Here is a 19,630-nt window from a genome sequence, read left to right as displayed (position 1 = left end):
GCCCTGGTACCGCGGGTAAACCTCAATTAACGGGAAGCAGAGAGCCTCCGTTCTACCCAGGCAAGCAGATTAGCCAGCGTAAATGTGATCACAAAATAGAGTGCAGCAGCCACGAGGAGCGGTGCGAGTGGTTGAAAGGTAACACCTTGAACAGCCCTTGCCGTATAGATAATTTCGGCAATCCCAATCATGGAGACAAGGGAAGAATCTTTAATAATGATAATGAATTCATTACCGATTGCCGGCAGCATGTTGCGGAACGCCTGAGGCAGTATAATGTAGCGAAGCGTCATGCCATGGGTTAAACCAAGTGAACGAGCAGCTTCCGTCTGTCCTTTGTCAATCGCCTGGATTCCTGCCCGAAACACTTCCGCCATATATGCAGAACTATTGATGGTTAGTGCCACAACCCCAGACATAAATGCCGGCAAGTTGATGCCGATCACCGTCAGACCATAGTGAATGATAAGAATTTGCACCAGCATCGGTGTGCCCCGAATGAGTTCAATATAGGCTGATGCCAAAAATTTTATTGGCCACACACGTGATATACGCAGTAGTGCAACCAAAATCCCAAGGATGGTGCCCAGCAGAACGCCAAAGAAAGACAATTCCAACGTCACCCAGGCACTTCTTGCGTAATCCTGCCAATGATCCGATAAAAACGAAAAATCTAAATTCACGGCATTATCCCTCACTCGCCAGGCTTAGTCCCCAACCAACTCATTGGCTTCAATGACGAAACGTTCGATGTCACCGTTACTTTTGAGCTTTTGGAGTGTAGCGTTAATTTGTTCCACCAGCTCCTGATTTCCTTTTTTGACGGCAATTGCCGATCCAGCTTCATCTTCAGCTTGTTCAATCTTTACGTCCGACAAGGCAAGTCCCTGCTGATTTTTCACATATTGTTCCGCTACCGGCTTCTCCAAAATGAGCGCATCCACACGGCCAGTCTGCAATTCCAGAATTAACTCAGGTATTTTCGCTAGGGATGTGAGCTTGGCACCGTCTATCCCTTGAGCAATCCCTTCTTGAATGGAGCTTTTCTGCACACCGACCTGCTTGCCTGACAGATCATCCAGTGAACCTAACGCACCACCCTCACCCTCCCGGACAAGCACAGCCTGTTCTGCATAGTAATAGATATCCGTAAAATCCACGTTCTTCTTCCGCTCTTCGGTTGGGGTTAAGCCCGAGATCACAAAATCCACCTTATCAGTGTCCAGCGCCATGAGGAGACCGTCAAAATCCATGTCTTCAATCTTCAACTCGGCCCCCATATCCGCCGCAATGGCTTTGGCAATCTCGATATCGAAACCGACTATGGTGTCTTTGCCATCGATGCTCTTATGAAACTCATAGGGTGCGTAATCTGCACTGGTACCAAGGACAATGACTTCCTTCTCTGTTGCGTCACCTTCACCGGTTGAAGCCGGAGCCGAAGGATTACCTGCCGTCTGTTCCTGCCCACAAGCCGACATGATTACAACTATCAATGACAACAACACCGGTAAAAGAATTCTTTTCACAGAGCATACCCCTATTCTTTTTTTTGGAATGATACACTTCTAAATCTGTATACAATATACATTGTACTATATAAGGAACTTTATGTAAGATATACTAACAAACATTTGCATTTTCAGCAATAACTTTCATCCATTTATGGACTTATATCCCATAGTGAGCAACATATCTAACACTTACATAACATTAAATGGACATTTAAGTTAGCTTGCCCAACTTCCCCCTCGGTGTTAAGATGATAAAAACTTATAACACCTGAACGGTGCACCACACTTGGGCCCAGCTCACACATCCTATCATTACTATATACAGAAGGGGGAATTCGGTATGGAAGTACCTAGATACCGTTCCTTGAAAGATCACGTTTACGACTATATCGCCCAGAAAATTCAGGACGGAACACTGCTCCCCAATCAGAAGATCAACGAAGCAGAGATATGCAAAAAGCTGGACATCAGTCGCACTCCGACAAGAGAGGCGCTGTTTCAGCTTGCATCAGACAATCTGCTGCAGTATATTCCGCGCCGGGGTTTTATTGTTGCTCCTTTTGATTCTGGCAAAAAGCTTGAATTCTCCCAGGCCATCGGGGTACTGGAAGCTCTCGCCGCCACACTCGCAGCAGATCATTTGAGATCATCCGACCTACTAGAGATGGAAGCACTTATCGCAAGAATGGATGAAGACATTGCTCAGCTCGATCTTACCGCCTATAGTAAAGACCAATATCAATTTCACAACTTGTACATCCAGCAATGTGGCAATTCAACCGTTATTGAAATGTTGGATACATTGAAAAACAGCTTCATTCGCCAGTCCTATGTAAGTGACAACAAATCGAAGTTATCCGGAGTTCTTCAGCAGGTTAACGAGGAACATCGCCAGATTCTTAACGCCTTCCGTACCAACGACAAACCGCAATTGGAGTCCCTCCTCAAACATCACTGGCGAATTATCGACAACGATATGCTGTAACGGCTTCCCTGGCCGGCATTCAACCTGCAGTACAAAAAGGCAACTCACCCTGTGAGTTGCCTTTTCCTTTTCTCACACCAATAACTTACGCTTAAGTTCACCTTCATCAGCATTCATCTCTCGTCAGGCGGGACCTTTGCATCAAAAACGGCATAACCCAACCTTTTACCGTATCTCGCCAGCAATTGGTCATTGGTTTCACTCATGCGCCGGAACTGTTCGTCCTCAAACAGAGCCATGTCCAGTTCCCGGTGCGGATCATGATCCACTACCCATTTCCCCATGGAGCGAGAGTGCTCACGAACCAACACGCTGGTAAATCCGCACTGTTTGAGTCGCTTCTTCCATACTGCCATGCTGGCCAGTGTCTTCACTCCATAAAAACGCTTCAACCTGCGGCTCATCAGCTCAGTTTTCCGTCCGCACAAAACCATCTCTCTGTCAATCAAGCGCCCTCCTGGTTTCAAAACCCGTTTATATTCGGAGAGTGCAGCGCGCCAGCGAGTAAATATCGTTACCGACTCCACAAACACCACATCAAATTGATGATCCGGAAAAGGTAACGCAGTGACATCCGCCTGAATAAAACGAATATCGAGCCGTTCACGTCTTGCTCTTCTGACCGCTTTCTCCAGCATCTGACGGTGGAGATCAATCGCCGTCACCCGATACCCATTTCGCGCGAGATAACATGCCGTCCTCCCTGTACCACATCCTACTTCCAATACTCGCCCCCGTTCAGGAAGAGACAAGGAATCGATCAATTGCACTGTCGCCGTGAATCCGCCAGGATGCGCACTTCCTTCACCGAGTTTAGCCAGTAAATCATGATAATCCAATGTTTCCAGCCCCCTTCCCTCCCTCCAGTGTATGGAGCAATGGCAAAAGCGGCACATCCCTATACATTTTCCGGGTACTCGTCCATACCAATTCACTCTTTTTTTACTATGATATACAAACCGTTGATTCCAAGCGGCAAACCGCAAAATCTGAGGGGGATATGCATGCACAGAATTCATCCGGTATGTGAAGAGACGGTGTCTCCGCACGTTGGACGCCCGGTATGTATGATTATGAAAGATGGCAAGCACATATACGGTACACTTGGAGGCTGCCGGGATGGAAAAATTTATGTCAGCGGAAGTTTCGAAGGCCCACGCTTGTGCTCTGTAAAATCCAAACAGCAGCTCCGTAGAAAAGGAAAAACCAACGCAGTTACTGCAAAAAGAGTAAAATCTTCCGCTTATGGCCCTTATGGCTATGGATACGGTGGAGGTTACGGATACGGGGCAGGATATGATCTTGCGCTGGTAACCACGTTATTTCTGCTTCCATTCCTCTTCATCTAAACAATTACACTCACCAGCCGTATTAAAATTGAAGCACCCCTCGTGATGGTACTGACATGAGGGGTGTTTGTTCTATTTCAATATTTCAAAACAAATAAAAAAAAGGCATTCGCCAAAACGAATGCCGGGAATTTCATATTTCATTACCCGTACCTTTGCACAAGATGTCAGGTCTAAGTTAAAAAAAAACACCTCGTTAGAGGCGGGTAAGCTATGTTAAATCCGATTTCCTTTAGACATCGTCTTCATGTTACTGTTCGAATTTTCAAGCAATGGCAGCATCCTAGTCGTGCTAACCATCTCAGAAGCACATATCGGACAAGTAGGCACGCTATCAAACGCAAAATTGTCCCGCATCCATCCTTTGCACGTATCACTCGTACACTCCCAGATTGCCGCATCCGCTTGTGGAATTTCTTCCAATGGCTTTTTGCGATTATACATGACTTCTACCCCCTTGTTATGGAAAAACATCTAACCGACGTTATTTCACAGAACCCTATACTTAGCGGAAGTCTTGACCCCGCTGGGCTACTGCCTCGACAACTTATTGGGCCGACTTACATCTATCTGCTCAAAAAAAAGAAGCTGCCTTTACCATTATAACATGTTAAAGGCAGCTATGCTTTAATTACAGTTTTACAACTTCTTCTGCTTGAGGACCACGGTTTCCTTGTACAATTTTAAATTGCACGCGTTGACCTTCGTCCAGCGTTTTGAAGCCTTCGCCTGTAATAGCGCTGAAGTGTACGAATACATCTTCTCCGCCTTCAACTTCGATGAAACCGAAGCCTTTATCAGCGTTGAACCATTTTACTGTTCCGTTTTGCATGTGAATTACACCTCCAAATAAAGATTAACATGTTCCTTTGTTCTTTGCAGCAAGCAAATAAAAATTCACACATTGAAAAAGGTACCAGTCATAACCTATAAGTGATCGCCCTTTACAATATGTGAATTAGGTTTTCCACTCTCTCTACAACTTGTTCTTATTATAACTCTAATTCTGCCAAAAAGCAAATCTTTGTATTTTCTTTTCAAACAGCTTTGGAAATACATGTTATTCATTCCGCAGTGGACAAGTCTTGTTCAAAATCACATCCGCTGCTGTGCGGTCTTATGAAAGGATATGCAGATCTGAACCAACTTATACATTTTTTATAAAATATTTTGGCACGCATATCCATTTCAATTAGATTCACTCATCCTATACATCGAAATCAACCTACGTCCAAGCCCACATAAAGGCATCCCGATCCCAGGCAATCTGCCCGCCATGGAGCTTTCGAAATGCTTTTTTTACTTCTTTGGATAAAGAAGCATTCCCGTTCTCATTAACAAAAACAAATTCATCACCAAAATGAGTCTTCACGTATTCAATTGCAGCTTCCTGCTTCAATGTTCCGGTAAACTTAATCTCCTGAACCATCCATTCGGCAACTTCCTGTGCTGTTTTTTCCATCCTTAATCACCTGATGTCTATTCCAATGTGCGAAAGGGGCTGACACAGGAAACCGGATCCCATGTCACCCCCACCGCCAGACTGAAGTATAACACGAGTACACCACAAGTGCTAAATGCGGTGGTTACCAAGTTGCCTTATGAACGATCTAATGTGTAAAGTCATGTCCAGCAGGTCCCGCATCGGCAGAGATCCTTTTTTCTTTTCGAGCACTGTAGATCAACCATACACAATGAACCGCAAGAACGATTAACAAGAAAAGATCATAAGGAAGAGTATCCGTATCCTGGAGGTCATCACTTAGGAACTGGATCAAATTATGTATGAAGTGAAACAGAATCAAGGGAATGATGTTCCCGTTTTTCAGCATTAGCAGCGCCAGTACAGCTCCGAGCAGTAATGCATAGATCAGCTGCAGCATCGTATCCGCCATACTTTGACCTGAGAGTGCATTCAACATATGTGTAATGGAAAATAAAATGCTTGAGGTCACTACCGCAGCCACGGCACTCTTGCGAAGTAATGTTTTGAATATAAGTCCGCGGTATACGGTTTCTTCCACAAAGGCGACGAGCAGCGTAAAAAAGATAAAAAAGGTCACTTTCGCTAAAGTCAGCTCCGCAAAACCCTTCAGGGCGATTGTACCCAGTACAAGGAGTAGCGGAATATAATACTTTGCGTGCTGAACCGGGATGGTTCTTAGCGGACGAAATCCCGTCTCGCTCCACCTGCGCCGCAGGGTCAGATAAATGATGAGCACAACAGCCATTGGCGTAAAGGACATAAGCACTGGGGACGTGTAATCCATCTGCTTCACTGTCGCCACAGCCCCTGCTGCAAATACAGCGAGCAAGAGCAGCAGTTCAATGATGAGCACAGCCAGTACCGGTCTGCGTTCAGAGAACGATGGTTTTTTTCCGGTTTGCGGGGTTGCCATGGGTAAATCAGCCTCATCTCATTAATATTTGTCGTTGTCATGCGAACTTGATATGACAATTTAGTTGTATCATATCAGGAAGCATTCGAATATCCTTTTTTGGATAAATATATAAAAGTAACAAAATAGAGACTTTCTCTACCCTCTTTTCCCCTAAAATCAGGTATGGCTTGTGTTCAAAACTGTCATCATAGTAGTACGAAAGATTATTGGCTGCAGGGTTAACCCTACTCTGCAGCGTCTTATATAGAGAGAAAACGAACGTGCATGATGCATAACAAATCAGGGGGTCCATATGAAAGAACTATTTCTGCGCTGGGGGCATCTGCTGGCTATACTCTGCATACCACTTCAAGGCACTATATATGTTTTTCTAGGCAGTAATCCGGGTGACGATGTCTTCTACAATTACGCTTGGATTGATACACAAATTCCATTTATCAAAGAATTTATCTACCCATACATCAGTTGGATGCCTATTCTGTACCTTGGCTTTATCTATCTGGGCCTCACGAATAAATCGTTATTCTGGCGTACACTACTGACCTATAATGTCGGGGTCATCGCAGCCAACATCTGTTTTGCAGTCTTTCCAACGCATGTCCCGCGGCCAATGGTCGGCGGAACGGATCTGAGCAGTACATTAGTTCAGTTCATCTATGCCAATGATGCTCCATTCAACTGTTTTCCAAGCGTTCACTGCCTCACAAGTTATCTGCTGTTTATAATCATTAATCGGCATTTGAATTTCCGGCCACTTACCCGAATCTCCTGGTCAGTGTGGCTCTGGCTGATCATTGCTTCAACGGTGTTTGTAAAACAGCACTCCCTGCTGGATGTTGCAGGCGGAATTCTGTTTGCGGAAGCAGCGTATTGGGCCGTCCGGGCAGTCTTGGCCCGCAGCAGCCTTGCCCGCAAAAAAACAAAGCAGCGTGTAGGTGCCACCAATACAAGCAGCAATGCTTAATCACTCCTTACAAGCAGCAAGGATATATGCTGTATGAAATCAAAAGAGGGCCAGCGGCCCTCTTTTTTTGCACATCTATATATAGAAGAAACCAAAAACCGACCTATCTCCAGGGTTAAAGTCCCGTCTCAAATCACAGGAGGACGCTCATGGAGCCAGTCGGAAGGCTGGGTTCCGGTTATGCGCTTGAAAATGCGGTAAAAGTACGACAAGTCCCGATAACCAAGAAATTCCGCAATCTCCTGAATGGACAACTGTGATTCGGTAAGGAGATATAACGCACGTTTCATCCGCTGGTCATGTACATACTGGCTGATCGTTTGATTTGTCATGCTTTTGAACAACGCTGCTGCATAATTGGGTGTCTTGCCAATCGCTTCTCCGAGATCATCCTTCGTTAACTTTTCCCGGTAATGGCGCTCGATGTATCGTTTCATCCGCTCTGCGTGCATATGTTTCTCTGGTGGAATCACTCCCCGGTCCAGTTCCCGATTCACATAAATCAACACTTCCATCAATAACGCCTGACTCATCATGACATAATAAGAAGGACGTTCCTGCCACTGCTGGTGAATCGCCTTCATGCGTTCATGAATCAGCTCGTAACATCCGGGTCTATGCCGTAACGCTTCTTCCCGTTCCAATGCAGGCAATCCATCGGCGTGATCTCCTTGCAAATGGACAACAATTTGAGTGTGCGTTACCGTAGGAATGCTTTTGCCATAATAGGAGACATCACCGGGAATCAACAACAATTCCCCCTTCTCCATAATCAGTTTCTCACCGTTCACCCAATATACACATTTTCCATATGTAACCAAGCTGAGCCGCCAGGTTCCTTCGGTTTGCACTGCTTCTTCGTACCAACCGACGCCATTAATATGCCTTACTTCTAACGGAGTGACCATAACTCACCTCATTACTGGACTATACTCCAATCATTGTACTATAGTTCATACCCTGATTCGACAGAAAACGCTACAATACACACATAAGCAAAATATGAGGAGGAAATCAGCATGTTGAAAACAAAGATTATTTGTACTATGGGACCTGCTTGTGACTCGATCGAAACATTGAAAGTAATGATTCAGGAAGGCATGACGGTGGCCCGTCTGAATATGGCTCACGGTGAGCTGGAAGACCACGTTACCCGGATAAACAACATCCGCCAAGCAGCTTCCGAACTAAACAAATATATACCTATTATGATGGACATCAAAGGACCGGAAGTTCGGATCGGCAAACTGAAAGAGGCATCCTGCCACTTGCAAGCAGGCAAAGAGCTGATTCTGACAACGGAAGAGATCCTGGGTGACGCAGAGCGCATCTCCGTAAACTATCCTGAATTGAATCTCGTTGTGAAGCCTGGCGATCGCATCCTGATTGACGATGGTCTGGTAGACCTGACTGTACTCTCTGTAGAAGGTTCGGATATTCATTGCAAAATTATCAGCGGCGGCATTCTTAAACCACGTAAAGGTGTAAACTTGCCAGGAATCAAAACGACTCTGCCGGGTGTAACCGAGCGTGACGTTATGCACATCGGATTCGGGATCGAAAACGATATCGAAATCATTGCCGCTTCCTTTGTTCGCAAAGGCGATGACATTCGTGAAATTCGCAGCATCCTGAAAGAACGCGGTGCAGAGCACGTGCAGATCATCTCCAAAATTGAAAATCAGGAAGGTATGACCAACCTTAACGATATTATTGAAGCTTCTGATGGTATCATGGTAGCTCGTGGCGACCTCGGGGTTGAAGTACCGATTGAAGACGTACCGATGATGCAAAAAGAAATGATCGACAAATGTAACCGTGCAGGAAAACCGGTTATCGTTGCTACGCACATGCTGGAATCCATGCAAGTTAACCCACGTCCAACCCGTTCCGAAGTCAGCGACGTAGCGAACGCCGTTCTTCAAGGTGCTGACGTAGTCATGCTGTCCGGTGAATCAGCTGCAGGTAAATATCCTGTTCAATCTGTTCGCACAATGGCTGCTGTTGCACGTCGTGCTGAAACGATGATTGATTACAAAGAGCAATTCGGTCAAAAATCAGCTGCACAAGTAGCCGACATTACGGAAGTTATCAGTCAGGGAGCTGTAAGTTCCTCTCTTGTACTGAATGCCAAAGCGATCATCACTTCTACAGAAAGTGGCTTCACGGCACGCATGATCTCCAAGTACCGTCCGAAAGCACCAATTATCGCCGTTACTCAGCATGAAGAAGTACTTGCTAAAATTTGCTTGCTCTCCGGCGTTATTCCGGTTATGGGCGACAAAGTAACGACAACAGATGAAATGTTCGAATCTGCTACACGTAACGCAATCAAAACGGGTTATATCGAAAAAGGCGACATTATCGTGTTGTCCGCAGGCGTACCTATCGGTCAATCCGGTAATACCAACCTGATTAAGGTTCAACAAGTATAATTCAATTCAATCGATACTGTTAAAATCTAGATAAATAAAATCCACCGAAGGCTCATACTGCCCTTCGGTGGATTTTTCTATTTGACGACTCAGATCTATTTTTTTTACCAGCCGAAGTCCAACGTTTTTCCCGTTTCTGCCCAGGTTTTGATACTGCTTAAAATCATCCACCAGCTGCTCTGTGCGTTTGCATAGGAAGGATGATTCTCCGTAAATTGATCATTAATCAAGGTCAGTTTGGTACATTCGCCTACGGTCTCAAGCTGAAAGACCACTCTGGATTCAAGATCCGTATGATTCGCATGATACGAGGGTCCGGGATGTTCCCGATAACTAAGTCTGGATAAAGGTTCGAACTCTAAAATGTCACCATACACATGGACGGTTTCAGCACCATCATTGCCTGGTCCTACATAAGCAAACGGCTGGCCTGGTTGAAAATTGGAACGAAGTTCACTGCCAAAGAAACTGCTTCGTGTGCCGTCAGGTGAAATCAGGGCATTCCACACGTCTTCCAGCCCGGCATTGATATAAAATTCATATTTTAATTCCATGAACTCACTCCCCTATGCAATGGATATGCGATCTACCAACTCGCACTCCTATCCTATCGTTATACCCCTAACCTCGTATTGTAAAAACACGACAACAAGAAAAATAAGAGTAGGATTATAAAGAACCACCTTGTTCCATAACGGATAACTGAACCATATAGTTCTTTCCCAGAAGATCAGATATACTAAAATGGAATGAAATAACAGCAGTGGTACCATGAGTTTGCCCTATTCATTGGTGGGCGACATCAGAAAGGAAGCAAAGCATGAGCCAAACTACGAATATTATGGGTATTCCTTTTCCCAACCTTACCATGGAGCAGACGGTCACCATTCTAGGTGATGTTGTAGATCAGCGTAGCACTGAACTCTTTCATGTCATTACGGGAAACCCGGAAATCGTCATGTCGTGTCAAAAGAACCAAACACTCCGGGCGATCGTGGATCAAGCCGGACTGGTGACCGCTGATGGGGCAGGCATTGTGATGGTCTCACGCTTCCGAGGCGGTCAATTGACTGAGCGGGTAACCGGCTGTGATCTGTTATTCCGCTTATTGGAAGAGGGAAACCGAAAACAGTGGTCCTTCTATATGCTTGGAGCAGAAGAGAAGGTTAGTCAACGGGCAGTGGAAGTCATCGAGGAGAATTATCCGGGTGTAATCGTTAGCGGCAGGCACCATGGTTTTTTCTCAACGGATGAGGAAGAACACATTGTGGAGGAAATTCGCCATGCACAACCGGACTTTCTTATTGTCGCACTCGGAGCACCGAATGCAGAGCACTGGCTCGACAAGCACCGTCATCTGCTGAATGCTCGTGTAGCCATTGGCGTCGGAGGAAGCCTTGATATCGTCGCAGGCAAAACCAAACGTGCCCCGGCCATGTGGCAAAAGCTAAATCTGGAATGGTTGTACCGGCTGCTCAGCCAGCCCTCAAGATGGCGAAGACAGCTTATATTGCCACGTTTTGCTGTTCGAGCACTGCTGTTCCGAGAGCAGAAGTGACTGGACAACACCCATGTTTTTTTGTACCTGCGAACACAGGGATAGCCACATTTTACATACAGAGGAGATGAACAAGATGGAATCCTCAACCCATATCAGCAGACCCAGCATGGGCCTGCTTCAACTGGACGAAGGCAACAAAAGATATGAGCTGACACGGCATGCTCCTGCAGAAGCGCTCAGTCCTTTTGTTAAACATTACTGGATGGTATCGTGGGATCTTACAGGTCTTGAATCCTATCCACAGCATGTGGTGCCCAATCCCTGTGTTAATCTGGTTGTAGAGCGGGGCAACACGTTTTTCTTCGGTCCTTCCGGACGCAAATTCTCCTATCTCATTCGCGGAAAGGGGCAGGTGTTTGGCGTAAAGTTTCGACCGGGTGGATTCTATCCCTTTGTTCGCCTCTCTATCTCATCATTGTGTGAACAACCGTTGGAAGTTTCCCGTGTGCTAGACGTCAGCGCAGCATCATTGGAAGAACAACTGCTCACAGATGGACTTAATGCCGATAAAATCAGTTATATGGATCAGCTTTTATGTGCACACCTTCCAGCTGAGGATACCCAAGCGAGGCTGGTGCACGATATCGTGCAGCAGATTGAACTGAACCGGGAACTGTTGAGAGTGGATGATCTGTCGTCTTTCTGGAACATTCATACAAGAAAACTCCAGCGCCTGTTCAATCAGTATGTAGGAATCGGCCCCAAAACGGTAATCAAGCTCTACCGACTGCAAAATGCAGCCGAACTGATCGACCGCGGTCTTCACTGCGATCTGGTTAAGCTATCTCAGGAGCTTGGATACCATGATCAGCCTCATTTTATCAAGGATTTTAAATCCATTATCGGGAGTACACCCGAAGAATACATTCATTCACGCAAAAACCTGCCCCCAAATATCAGGACAGGCGTATAACTTCAATCGTATCACCAGTACGGATTGCACCTTCCCGTTCAACCGAGCAGACAATACCACGTTTTTTGCGGGCGGCAGGCACGAATTTTTTGCGCAACCCATCCTGTTCATAGACTTGCTCAATCACTTTCCCTGGATGAACACAAGGAAGATTCTCCCCTTCACATATCAAACCTGTCCCGTCAGGAAACAGAAGCCGAGTTCCAGCAGGCAGCTCCGTTAAGCCGTCAATGCCACGAACCAGCATATTGGCACCAAGCCACTCCGGACGAATTTCGGGAATGTTCATTTTCTCTGCGATGAGTGCACATTCCTCCTCCGACACAATACTAATCTGCCGACGATTGGCAATCATCGTGCCCCGCTTATATATCTTCTGTCTGGAGTCCGCCGGACGCAGCAGACCATAATGACGGTCTCCCGGTATTCCAGCAAGCTCAATATCGATTAGCGGTACTGTCCGCGTAACAAACGTCGATGGATCGTCCGCAAGCAGCACGAATTGAACGGTTCCCATGCCAATCTCCCCTTTTCCATGAGTAATTCATCTCTTCGAATATATTATTACCCAACAGGCAGACTTCAGCAATCGGCATTTGTTGAACCTGCAAATGATCTTACTCCGAGCTCTTCATCACGTGAGATCCGCTAACTTCCTTCCCCTTAGGTAACATCAGCAACAAAATGAACGCACCTGCCAAAAAGAGTACACCACTCACGGTAACTACTGTCGTTAGGTTCAATTGATTCATTAGATAACCTGCTGACGACATGCTAATGACCATCATGCCCATAAACACCGGAGTAACTGCCCCTCCCACTCGGCCAATAAAGGTCGTGTCCGTATTGCGCATAATCATCGTCTGAATGCCTACATGAATCCAAGGATAAAAGAAACCGTTAATCACCTGAGCAATCATGGTCAGCAGAATGTTGGTGGACCAGCCCATCATGATGGTTCCGAGCGCACTGAACAGCAAACCTGAAGCGAGCAGCACTTGAGGCTGAAGTTTTTTGGCTGCACTCATGATGATTGTGCCCCCCACCAGCATGGCTGCACCATTAACCATGAGCAGCCACTGTAAAAAAGTTTTGTCCTGCCCCAGATTATCAATGACAACAAACAACATCAACGGTTGTATCAACCCTGCAGCCAGCCCGGCTACTGCAAAAGTCATAACCAGTGCCCGAAGAGCAACATTGGCATACACATATCGAAATCCCTCAGCCAGCTCTTGATGGAAGGAGCCCCGAATGCCTGTAGCCACAGTACCCCCTTCATCTTTAGGTAACCGCGAGAGAACCAGCCCGGATAGCAGAAACATCACAGCTGTAAGAACAAGAGATACTTCGATCCCGTAGTTCTGATAGATGACCGTTCCGATCATGGGACCAACCACCATAAAGACAGCAACCATCGTTTGAAACATGGCCATGACTCCCTGCAACCCCTCACCTGGTACATGCTGCTTGAACAGCTTCATTGCAGAGGGCTGTGAAAATTGTGAGAAAACGGCTGAAACCAAGGTACCCAACAACACTGAATACCAGGGACCAAACATTAAGGCAACCAACACAACTACCGCAGAAAGTGAGGAAAGCAGATCACACCACACCATGGTACGTTTGGGCCTCCAGCGATCAGCGAAGGTTCCTCCGATTATTGCAAAAATAAAGATGGGTGCATACTCGGCCACAGAGATCCATGATACAGCCTGCGGATCATTGTTGGTCAGATCAGTCACATACAAGAGTATGGCAAAATTGCGTACCCAGATCCCCAATTGCAGAAGTAATCGGGAAATGACTATGGTCCGTACATATGGATTACGAAACACTCTAACTCCTCCTTTGGACTTTTTTAAACAACTAATTAAATTATTGTTTGTTTATTTATAGATAATATAATTTATTGTTTGTAAATAATCAATAATTTGTTTTCTCAATCGTTCTATGCGTATTTATTTCACTCAATTTATTTGTGTAAAATTTAATTAATACTTTAAGTTGTAGATGCAAACATTTATACTGAGAAGATAATGAAATAAATTACATAAAAGAAAGCAAGGTGTTCGTATTGATCGGTTCAGTTTTTGTGGCTCTGGTAGCCATTGAACACATTTACATCATGATCATGGAGATGTTTATGTGGACTCGTCCACGTACAATGAAAACCTTTGGTCTCACACCACAATTCGCAGAATCAACCAAGTCTCTGGCAGCTAACCAGGGGCTTTACAACGGTTTTCTCGCAGCGGGGCTAATCTGGGGATTGGTGTATCCAGACTCGGTGATTGGTCATCACATTCAGATCTTCTTCCTGGTTTGTGTCATCATCGCAGCCTTATACGGAGGAGCAACTGCTTCCCGGTCTATTATCGTCAAACAAGGATTGCCAGCAATTATTGCATTGCTCCTGGTTCTCTTCCTCTAATCAGCTCTTGAGTGGTAACTTACTGCCCTTATTCATTACAGACCAAAGTATGATATGGTAAGGTAATAATGGAATCAGCTATACCCATTACCGTGATGGATTTGGAAAGGAGAATGTCTCATGGGACTGTTTGACAAGCTTCGGCGTCGCAAAAAAGAACCTGTATCTGTAGGCGGAGCCGTCGAATCTTCTTCACATAGTGAAACCATTGTTGGTTTTGTCCTATTGGAACAGGATGACTGTGATTTTGATCAATTCATCCACACGATGAAGAAGGATTGGGATATTAATATCGAAGAGCGTTCGGAAGAGGGTAACCTTTTCTTTGAGGTAGATGGGATGCAGGTGGTATGTGCTTATATCGGTGCACCTGTTCCTGACCGGGAAGTAGAGGAGAACGCCAAATTAAATATATTGTGGCGTGAAGCCGAACAAGTGACTTCCAGACATCAATCACAGATTATCGTCTCTGTTCTGAATGCACCGGATGCGATCCAGGGACATATCCTGTTTACCAAGACAGCAAGTGCACTGTTACAGCTTGACCATGCACTCGCCATATATTTGGCACCACTTGTTGTCGAGGCACGTCAGTATGTTGAGACAAGTTATATCCTCAAGCAGGACGAGTTGCCTGTTTCCCTATGGATTTTTATCGGAATGTATCAGAATGCGGAAGGCGCTTCAGCGTATACGTATGGATTGCGTAACTTCGGAAAAGAAGAGATCGAGATTATACATTCAGCCAACCCATTAAGTGATGTATTTGAAATGATGTTTATGACGATGACCTATGTGGTTGAAAATGACGTCACCTTGCATGATGGGGAGACCCTCGGATTTACAGCTGAGCATAAGCTCCCGATTACCCGTTCCAAGGGAGTAGCTACAGAAGGCAGCAGTCTAAAGATCGGATATTAATTAACATGTAGTTATATATGAAGCACCTCACAGGGGCAAGCTCAGCATCCCCCTATTTATCTCCTGAAATAAATAGAGCCATCCAGAGCATTAACCTGGGCGGCTCTATTATTTTTTGAAGCGGCTATTTCACTCTCATCCCGGATTCCCTGAAATTAACTCTACTAGTATAAAAATAGTTCATAAGTATTACACAATCTCGAAAATTTGTTTCATTGCCCGATTATCGGGTATAATTAATAGGTCAATAGACTTATATATTACATAATTTTTTTGAGGGAGTTGCCTGTATGTCTGTACGACGTTTGGATTCAAAGCAACCTATTATTGAAATTATCTGGGATGGCATGGTTTCCCCTGAAGAAGTAGAACAAACGAATCGGGAAATTCAACATATTGCGCAGCAATTGGATAATTCGTTTGATGTACTGGTGGACATGCGAAATATGAGAGCTTTCTCCCAGGAAACCAAAGAGAAAATTGTGGAGCATCAAAAGCTGCTCACACAATGGGGTATGAGACGTGCCAGTGTAGCGGTCGGCAGTGCCATTGCGAAGATGCAGCTGAATCGAATTACCAAGGAATCGGAGCATCAGACGGAATTCCAATGGGAAACATATGATGAAGCACTAGCATTTTTGACGAAATAAGAGAAGCGTTCCCTTATGGGAACGCTTCTTCTATTTAAATATCCATTAAGATTCCGGTAGGACTCAAAGGGCTGGATGAAGCCGACATAACATGGTGATCGATGTACCACACATCCCCATCTCCTCAAATCCAAAACGCCGGTAAAGTCGGATGGCTGCATTGTTCGAAGGATCTACGCTCAGCGACACGGCCTGAATCCCCCTCTGCCGAGCTTCATCCAATGCCGCTTGCATCAGAAGAGTCCCCAAGCCTTTTCCCCGTGCTTCCTCAATGACTGCCATGCCCATCTCTGGTGTAGCAGCGTTCACGTAACCGTATCCGGCATTCTGCTCATCATATAAACGTAAAGTGATCGAACCCAGTCGCCTGCCTAATGTATCTACCGCGATATATCCAAAATCCTCTGCTCTTCCCCAGCCCTCCACGTACTTGGAAAGCTCTGAAGAATAGACAATCTCAGGTTCTAAAGGTTCATCACCCGCCTGGGTATGCAGTGAAGCGTATAACATCTCCCACAGGAACGGAACATCTTCCGTCTCTACAGGACGAACGTAGTACTCGGTCATGATTCTTCCTCCTTTATTCCCTCAAAAAGGCGCTCCATCTTGTACCAATTCATATCTTGCGACACCTTATAGTCCTGTAGTTTATCTCGCGTATCATTACCGTTATAGATTGTCATTGAATGTTTGTTATATAAGGTGATTCCAAAACCATTGATTTCACGTTCCTCTTTGTTAATCATCAGACGCCACTCATAATAATAGGGAGATTCCCGTTCTGTATCCCTCTGTTTAATCTTTTTCAGTTCAATGTCCTTATAGTCCTTCAGAAAGTCCTGAATTTCCGCCGGATCCTTGATGATCACTTCCTCCCTGTCCCCCGATGTACTTGAAAATCTCGTGATTTCTAACCGGTCGAATTTGTCCAGCATAGTCATGTGATCCGTAACCTCTGCCCGAAACGTGGTATGTTGCTTAGATATGTACACGGGTATCGCTGTAGCTACTAAAGCAAGTAAAATAACGATACCCAAAATCAGCTTTCTTTTTCTATTCATAAATCAACCTCCTCACGTTAACCTATATACACCTGAATCCATCTATAGTTGGAAAAATCCTGATCCGCTAAAATAAAGTGGATCCCTCGCCCTCTGATGCTGGGCTCCCCATTCTCCTTGTCTCTCTAACCCATCTTTCTCATCCTAATATCGTATAAAAATTGGTTATCGCATGCTATTTTCAGTATACCATTTCATCCATATATTGTTCTATATTAATACATCCATCCAAACCAACCTAGTGAACATTAAAGCTACCCTATGCGAAAAAAATAGCTGATCTCCCTCTATCAAGGAGAACTGGAATTACATCATATCAAATGGAATTCATCATGCCTTCTTCTGGTCCGTAGTCCACACAGAACAAGCCGAATCCATCCTCCTACGAGGTTGAATACGGCTTGTTTATATATCTCACCCGATTGGATGTGATGCTGCATCCCTGAATCAAGAATGAATGGAGGCATCCCCCGTTGACTCTCTGATCACCAGCTCGGGTTTCAGAATCAATTTCTGTGGCCGTTTATGCTCATCCTTCAACTCATCGATCAGCAGATCCACAGCACGATGCCCTAAATCCTCAATAGGCTGGGCAACCGTCGTGAGCGGTGGATTGGTCACCGATGCGAGAATGGTATTGTCGAATCCGACGATAGAGACATCTTCAGGGACCTGTAGGCCGAGCTCTTTTGCTGCCTGCAACGCTCCGATAGCCTGCATATCATTACAACAGAATATGCCGGTTGGCCGGTTGGTTTGCTCAAGCAGCACAAGCACCTCCTGTTTGGCTGATTGTATGTCGGCGGTTGATTCCCTGACCTGGGAAGACTCAAGAGCAAGACCTGCTTCCTCCACTGCTTCGCGGAATCCGCGTACACGTTCCTTACTGCTGCTGACCTTGAGCGGCTCTGACACCACCCCAAAGCGGGTATGACCGAGCTGAAGCAAATGCTGCGCAGCCAGTGCGCCACCAAGCCTGTCATCAATCGAAACGGTGTGAACCGAGAGGGACGGCAGTTGACGAGCGATTAACGCAACAGGTATGGATTGCTGCAGAAGGGGTGACAAAATCTCGGCATTATCAATACCCGTTCCGATCATCATGCCATCGACTCTTTTTTGCTGAAGCAGGTTCAAATAGCGCTCTACCCGCTCGTCCTTATTATCCGTGCTGCAGATCACGACGCTGTACCCCAGCTGACGGCTCCGGTCTTCTATCGCTCTGGCAAGCTCGGCAAAATACGGATTGGATATATCAGGCACAAGCAGACCGAGCGTATAGGTTTGTTTGCCTGTAAGTGCAGCTGCAATCGCGCTAGGTTGATAGTTAAGGCGCTCCATGATCTCCATAACCTCAGCGCGCCGCTTTTCACTGATTTTCCCTTTGCCGTTAATGACCTGGGAGACCGTGGCAATGGATACGCCCGCCTCTCGTGCAATATCATAAATGGTTGCTTTCATTGTAAATTCCCCATCTGTGCTATATACAAGATTCTTATATATAGGTAATCGTTTTCTTCTCATTATGCAGGGGGAAATCTGCATACGCAACTCGGAGCTCCACTATAAGATGTTGATGAGACCGAATTACCTTTTCATCAGCCAATCATGGTCAGGGTCATTATAAAATTTCCAGGTTCGCGTGGGACCCGCCATCACATTAAGGTAATACACCTCATATCCCGGTGGAGCACCTACTGGATGGTATCCGTAAGGGACAAGCACTACTTCACCATTGTTCACGGCCAGTGTCTCATCCACTGACCGATCATCGGTGTAAATGCGTTGTATGGCAAACCCCTGCTCGGGCTGCACCCGGAAATAATAGGTCTCCTCCAGCAGTGATTCTTCCGGCAAGGCATCCCGGTCATGTTTATGCGGCGGATAACTCGACCAATGTCCATCAGGCGTAAATACTTCAACGACGAGCAGACTGTCCGCTTCCTTCTGTTCCGGTAATATGTTATGAATCTGGCGCTCCAGATTGCCATACCCGCGGGTCTCGACTCCAACGTCTTCCGGTGTGATGAGACGAGCTGGATATGTTCCTTTGCCTGGTGCCGCACATATAGCTATTTCCAATGCCGAAAGAGCCTTGATCTCCACCTGATCGGAGCTAGAGACATAGACGGAATACGGAGGTATTTTCTCAAAGATGCTCATTCTCTTCCCAACGTTCTCCCACGCATGCTCCCGCGTACTTATACTGGCCAGCCCGCTGAGCAGTACGATACAGAGCTCCTGATCACCGCTCTCGCGGGTGAAGGATTGTCCTTCTACAAGCTGTACTACCTGAAACCCAACATATTGCCAACCAGCAGACTCTGGAGTTACGTGTATAAGCGTGCCGTCCCCCTCCGAATGTGCTTCCGGTTTTACGATACGTTCTGACATGCTGCAGCCTCTCCTTTCTGTGCGCCCTGGCAATCTCGTATTCCTAT

General features: G+C 45.8%; 24 protein-coding genes. 9 read left to right on the top strand and 15 right to left on the bottom strand.

Annotated features, from left to right (window positions below; genetic code table 11):
- Positions 1 to 26: 26 nt before the first annotated feature.
- Positions 27 to 683: an amino acid ABC transporter permease gene (locus F4V51_RS01580; protein ID WP_153976585.1), complete on the bottom strand. Its 657-nt coding sequence runs from the start codon at positions 681 to 683 to the stop codon at positions 27 to 29.
- A 24-nt stretch (positions 684 to 707) separates the two neighbouring features.
- Complete coding sequence (locus F4V51_RS01575; RefSeq protein WP_153976584.1) at positions 708 to 1,529, bottom strand: transporter substrate-binding domain-containing protein; 822 nt, start codon at positions 1,527 to 1,529, stop codon at positions 708 to 710.
- A gap of 325 nt (positions 1,530 to 1,854) precedes the next feature.
- On the opposite strand from F4V51_RS01575, the gene F4V51_RS01570 reads away from it, so the two are divergent.
- Positions 1,855 to 2,499, top strand: a complete 645-nt coding sequence (locus F4V51_RS01570) for a GntR family transcriptional regulator (RefSeq protein ID WP_153976583.1) — start codon at positions 1,855 to 1,857, stop codon at positions 2,497 to 2,499.
- Between the two features lie 113 nt (positions 2,500 to 2,612).
- On the opposite strand, the gene F4V51_RS01565 is transcribed toward F4V51_RS01570, so the two are convergent.
- Complete coding sequence (locus tag F4V51_RS01565) at positions 2,613 to 3,338, bottom strand: class I SAM-dependent methyltransferase (RefSeq protein WP_162009873.1); 726 nt, start codon at positions 3,336 to 3,338, stop codon at positions 2,613 to 2,615.
- A 165-nt stretch (positions 3,339 to 3,503) separates the two neighbouring features.
- Between F4V51_RS01565 and F4V51_RS01560 the strand changes: the two genes are divergently transcribed.
- Positions 3,504 to 3,848 (top strand): hypothetical protein, encoded by a 345-nt coding sequence (locus tag F4V51_RS01560; protein ID WP_153976581.1) that lies wholly within the window; start codon positions 3,504 to 3,506, stop codon positions 3,846 to 3,848.
- Between the two features lie 216 nt (positions 3,849 to 4,064).
- Here F4V51_RS01560 and F4V51_RS01555 read toward each other — a convergent pair whose 3' ends face one another.
- The 4 genes from F4V51_RS01555 to F4V51_RS01540 form a co-directional block, all read right to left on the bottom strand.
- Complete coding sequence (locus tag F4V51_RS01555) at positions 4,065 to 4,292, bottom strand: cold-shock protein (protein WP_095293549.1); 228 nt, start codon at positions 4,290 to 4,292, stop codon at positions 4,065 to 4,067.
- A 187-nt stretch (positions 4,293 to 4,479) separates the two neighbouring features.
- Positions 4,480 to 4,680 (bottom strand): cold-shock protein, encoded by a 201-nt coding sequence (locus tag F4V51_RS01550; protein WP_024633772.1) that lies wholly within the window; start codon positions 4,678 to 4,680, stop codon positions 4,480 to 4,482.
- Between the two features lie 393 nt (positions 4,681 to 5,073).
- On the bottom strand, positions 5,074 to 5,310 hold the full coding sequence (locus tag F4V51_RS01545; protein ID WP_095293548.1) for a DUF6953 family protein: 237 nt from the start codon (positions 5,308 to 5,310) through the stop codon (positions 5,074 to 5,076).
- A 148-nt stretch (positions 5,311 to 5,458) separates the two neighbouring features.
- The gene (locus tag F4V51_RS01540) at positions 5,459 to 6,247 is read right to left on the bottom strand and encodes a CPBP family intramembrane glutamic endopeptidase (protein WP_153976580.1); all 789 of its coding nucleotides are present in this window, start codon (positions 6,245 to 6,247) and stop codon (positions 5,459 to 5,461) included.
- 295 nt (positions 6,248 to 6,542) lie between these two features.
- On the opposite strand from F4V51_RS01540, the gene F4V51_RS01535 reads away from it, so the two are divergent.
- Positions 6,543 to 7,214, top strand: coding sequence for a phosphatase PAP2 family protein (locus F4V51_RS01535; protein WP_153976579.1), 672 nt, complete (start codon positions 6,543 to 6,545; stop codon positions 7,212 to 7,214).
- A gap of 128 nt (positions 7,215 to 7,342) precedes the next feature.
- On the opposite strand, the gene F4V51_RS01530 is transcribed toward F4V51_RS01535, so the two are convergent.
- Positions 7,343 to 8,122 carry a helix-turn-helix transcriptional regulator gene (locus F4V51_RS01530; protein WP_153976578.1) on the bottom strand — a complete coding sequence of 260 codons (780 nt, stop codon included), beginning with the start codon at positions 8,120 to 8,122 and terminating at the stop codon, positions 7,343 to 7,345.
- A 111-nt stretch (positions 8,123 to 8,233) separates the two neighbouring features.
- Here F4V51_RS01530 and pyk point away from each other — a divergent pair, with 111 nt between their 5' ends.
- Positions 8,234 to 9,649 (top strand): pyruvate kinase, encoded by a 1,416-nt coding sequence (gene pyk, locus F4V51_RS01525; protein ID WP_095362342.1) that lies wholly within the window; start codon positions 8,234 to 8,236, stop codon positions 9,647 to 9,649.
- Positions 9,650 to 9,753: 104 nt separating this feature from the next.
- On the opposite strand, the gene F4V51_RS01520 is transcribed toward pyk, so the two are convergent.
- Positions 9,754 to 10,203 (bottom strand): SRPBCC family protein, encoded by a 450-nt coding sequence (locus F4V51_RS01520; protein WP_127541311.1) that lies wholly within the window; start codon positions 10,201 to 10,203, stop codon positions 9,754 to 9,756.
- Between the two features lie 266 nt (positions 10,204 to 10,469).
- Here F4V51_RS01520 and F4V51_RS01515 point away from each other — a divergent pair, with 266 nt between their 5' ends.
- Both F4V51_RS01515 and F4V51_RS01510 read left to right on the top strand, forming a co-directional pair.
- Positions 10,470 to 11,207 carry a WecB/TagA/CpsF family glycosyltransferase gene (locus F4V51_RS01515; RefSeq protein ID WP_153976577.1) on the top strand — a complete coding sequence of 246 codons (738 nt, stop codon included), beginning with the start codon at positions 10,470 to 10,472 and terminating at the stop codon, positions 11,205 to 11,207.
- 76 nt (positions 11,208 to 11,283) lie between these two features.
- On the top strand, positions 11,284 to 12,123 hold the full coding sequence (locus F4V51_RS01510) for a helix-turn-helix transcriptional regulator (RefSeq protein WP_153976576.1): 840 nt from the start codon (positions 11,284 to 11,286) through the stop codon (positions 12,121 to 12,123).
- Here the strand turns inward: F4V51_RS01510 and F4V51_RS01505 are convergent.
- Together F4V51_RS01505 and F4V51_RS01500 are read right to left on the bottom strand one after the other, a co-directional pair.
- Positions 12,107 to 12,640 (bottom strand): MOSC domain-containing protein, encoded by a 534-nt coding sequence (locus F4V51_RS01505; protein ID WP_153976575.1) that lies wholly within the window; start codon positions 12,638 to 12,640, stop codon positions 12,107 to 12,109. The two genes, F4V51_RS01510 and F4V51_RS01505, sit on opposite strands and share 17 nt — an antisense overlap.
- 100 nt (positions 12,641 to 12,740) lie before the next feature.
- Positions 12,741 to 13,961, bottom strand: a complete 1,221-nt coding sequence (locus F4V51_RS01500; RefSeq protein ID WP_153976574.1) for an MFS transporter — start codon at positions 13,959 to 13,961, stop codon at positions 12,741 to 12,743.
- Positions 13,962 to 14,191: 230 nt separating this feature from the next.
- Between F4V51_RS01500 and F4V51_RS01495 the strand changes: the two genes are divergently transcribed.
- From F4V51_RS01495 to F4V51_RS01485, 3 genes are all read left to right on the top strand, one after another.
- Positions 14,192 to 14,557, top strand: coding sequence for a DUF1304 domain-containing protein (locus F4V51_RS01495; protein WP_153976573.1), 366 nt, complete (start codon positions 14,192 to 14,194; stop codon positions 14,555 to 14,557).
- A 120-nt stretch (positions 14,558 to 14,677) separates the two neighbouring features.
- Positions 14,678 to 15,478, top strand: a complete 801-nt coding sequence (locus F4V51_RS01490) for a DUF4261 domain-containing protein (RefSeq protein ID WP_153976572.1) — start codon at positions 14,678 to 14,680, stop codon at positions 15,476 to 15,478.
- A gap of 290 nt (positions 15,479 to 15,768) precedes the next feature.
- The gene (locus tag F4V51_RS01485; protein ID WP_153976571.1) at positions 15,769 to 16,128 is read left to right on the top strand and encodes a hypothetical protein; all 360 of its coding nucleotides are present in this window, start codon (positions 15,769 to 15,771) and stop codon (positions 16,126 to 16,128) included.
- A 63-nt stretch (positions 16,129 to 16,191) separates the two neighbouring features.
- On the opposite strand, the gene F4V51_RS01480 is transcribed toward F4V51_RS01485, so the two are convergent.
- From F4V51_RS01480 to iolB, 4 genes are all read right to left on the bottom strand, one after another.
- Positions 16,192 to 16,695, bottom strand: a complete 504-nt coding sequence (locus tag F4V51_RS01480) for a GNAT family N-acetyltransferase (protein WP_153976570.1) — start codon at positions 16,693 to 16,695, stop codon at positions 16,192 to 16,194.
- Complete coding sequence (locus F4V51_RS01475) at positions 16,692 to 17,189, bottom strand: hypothetical protein (protein WP_153976569.1); 498 nt, start codon at positions 17,187 to 17,189, stop codon at positions 16,692 to 16,694. The genes F4V51_RS01480 and F4V51_RS01475 overlap by 4 nt, the downstream gene beginning before the upstream one ends.
- Before the next feature lie 447 nt (positions 17,190 to 17,636).
- On the bottom strand, positions 17,637 to 18,650 hold the full coding sequence (locus F4V51_RS01470; RefSeq protein WP_153976568.1) for a LacI family DNA-binding transcriptional regulator: 1,014 nt from the start codon (positions 18,648 to 18,650) through the stop codon (positions 17,637 to 17,639).
- 126 nt (positions 18,651 to 18,776) lie between these two features.
- Positions 18,777 to 19,583 (bottom strand): 5-deoxy-glucuronate isomerase, encoded by an 807-nt coding sequence (iolB, locus tag F4V51_RS01465; RefSeq protein ID WP_153976567.1) that lies wholly within the window; start codon positions 19,581 to 19,583, stop codon positions 18,777 to 18,779.
- Positions 19,584 to 19,630: the final 47 nt, after the last annotated feature.

This window comes from Paenibacillus xylanilyticus (assembly GCF_009664365.1).
In the GTDB taxonomy this organism is placed as follows: Bacteria; Bacillota; Bacilli; order Paenibacillales; family Paenibacillaceae; genus Paenibacillus; species Paenibacillus xylanilyticus_A.
The sequence above is the reverse complement of the archived record's forward strand: the minus strand, read 5'-3'. Positions and strand labels throughout refer to the sequence as shown.

Bases quoted from the DNA above. Each gene is read 5' to 3' on its own strand.
- F4V51_RS01570 (WP_153976583.1), top strand. From the start codon at position 1,855: ATGGAAGTACCTAGATACCGTTCCTTGAAAGATCACGTTTACGACTAT.
- F4V51_RS01535 (WP_153976579.1), top strand. From the start codon at position 6,543: ATGAAAGAACTATTTCTGCGCTGGGGGCATCTGCTGGCTATACTCTGC.
- F4V51_RS01550 (WP_024633772.1), bottom strand. From the start codon at position 4,680: ATGCAAAACGGAACAGTAAAATGGTTCAACGCTGATAAAGGCTTCGGT.
- F4V51_RS01490 (WP_153976572.1), top strand. From the start codon at position 14,678: ATGGGACTGTTTGACAAGCTTCGGCGTCGCAAAAAAGAACCTGTATCT.
- F4V51_RS01520 (WP_127541311.1), bottom strand. From the start codon at position 10,203: ATGGAATTAAAATATGAATTTTATATCAATGCCGGGCTGGAAGACGTG.
- F4V51_RS01530 (WP_153976578.1), bottom strand. From the start codon at position 8,122: ATGGTCACTCCGTTAGAAGTAAGGCATATTAATGGCGTCGGTTGGTAC.
- F4V51_RS01480 (WP_153976570.1), bottom strand. From the start codon at position 16,695: ATGACCGAGTACTACGTTCGTCCTGTAGAGACGGAAGATGTTCCGTTC.
- pyk (WP_095362342.1), top strand. From the start codon at position 8,234: ATGTTGAAAACAAAGATTATTTGTACTATGGGACCTGCTTGTGACTCG.
- F4V51_RS01510 (WP_153976576.1), top strand. From the start codon at position 11,284: ATGGAATCCTCAACCCATATCAGCAGACCCAGCATGGGCCTGCTTCAA.
- iolB (WP_153976567.1), bottom strand. From the start codon at position 19,583: ATGTCAGAACGTATCGTAAAACCGGAAGCACATTCGGAGGGGGACGGC.
- F4V51_RS01475 (WP_153976569.1), bottom strand. From the start codon at position 17,189: ATGAATAGAAAAAGAAAGCTGATTTTGGGTATCGTTATTTTACTTGCT.
- F4V51_RS01560 (WP_153976581.1), top strand. From the start codon at position 3,504: ATGCACAGAATTCATCCGGTATGTGAAGAGACGGTGTCTCCGCACGTT.
- F4V51_RS01485 (WP_153976571.1), top strand. From the start codon at position 15,769: ATGTCTGTACGACGTTTGGATTCAAAGCAACCTATTATTGAAATTATC.
- F4V51_RS01470 (WP_153976568.1), bottom strand. From the start codon at position 18,650: ATGAAAGCAACCATTTATGATATTGCACGAGAGGCGGGCGTATCCATT.
- F4V51_RS01505 (WP_153976575.1), bottom strand. From the start codon at position 12,640: ATGGGAACCGTTCAATTCGTGCTGCTTGCGGACGATCCATCGACGTTT.
- F4V51_RS01540 (WP_153976580.1), bottom strand. From the start codon at position 6,247: ATGGCAACCCCGCAAACCGGAAAAAAACCATCGTTCTCTGAACGCAGA.
- F4V51_RS01515 (WP_153976577.1), top strand. From the start codon at position 10,470: ATGAGCCAAACTACGAATATTATGGGTATTCCTTTTCCCAACCTTACC.
- F4V51_RS01555 (WP_095293549.1), bottom strand. From the start codon at position 4,292: ATGTATAATCGCAAAAAGCCATTGGAAGAAATTCCACAAGCGGATGCG.
- F4V51_RS01545 (WP_095293548.1), bottom strand. From the start codon at position 5,310: ATGGAAAAAACAGCACAGGAAGTTGCCGAATGGATGGTTCAGGAGATT.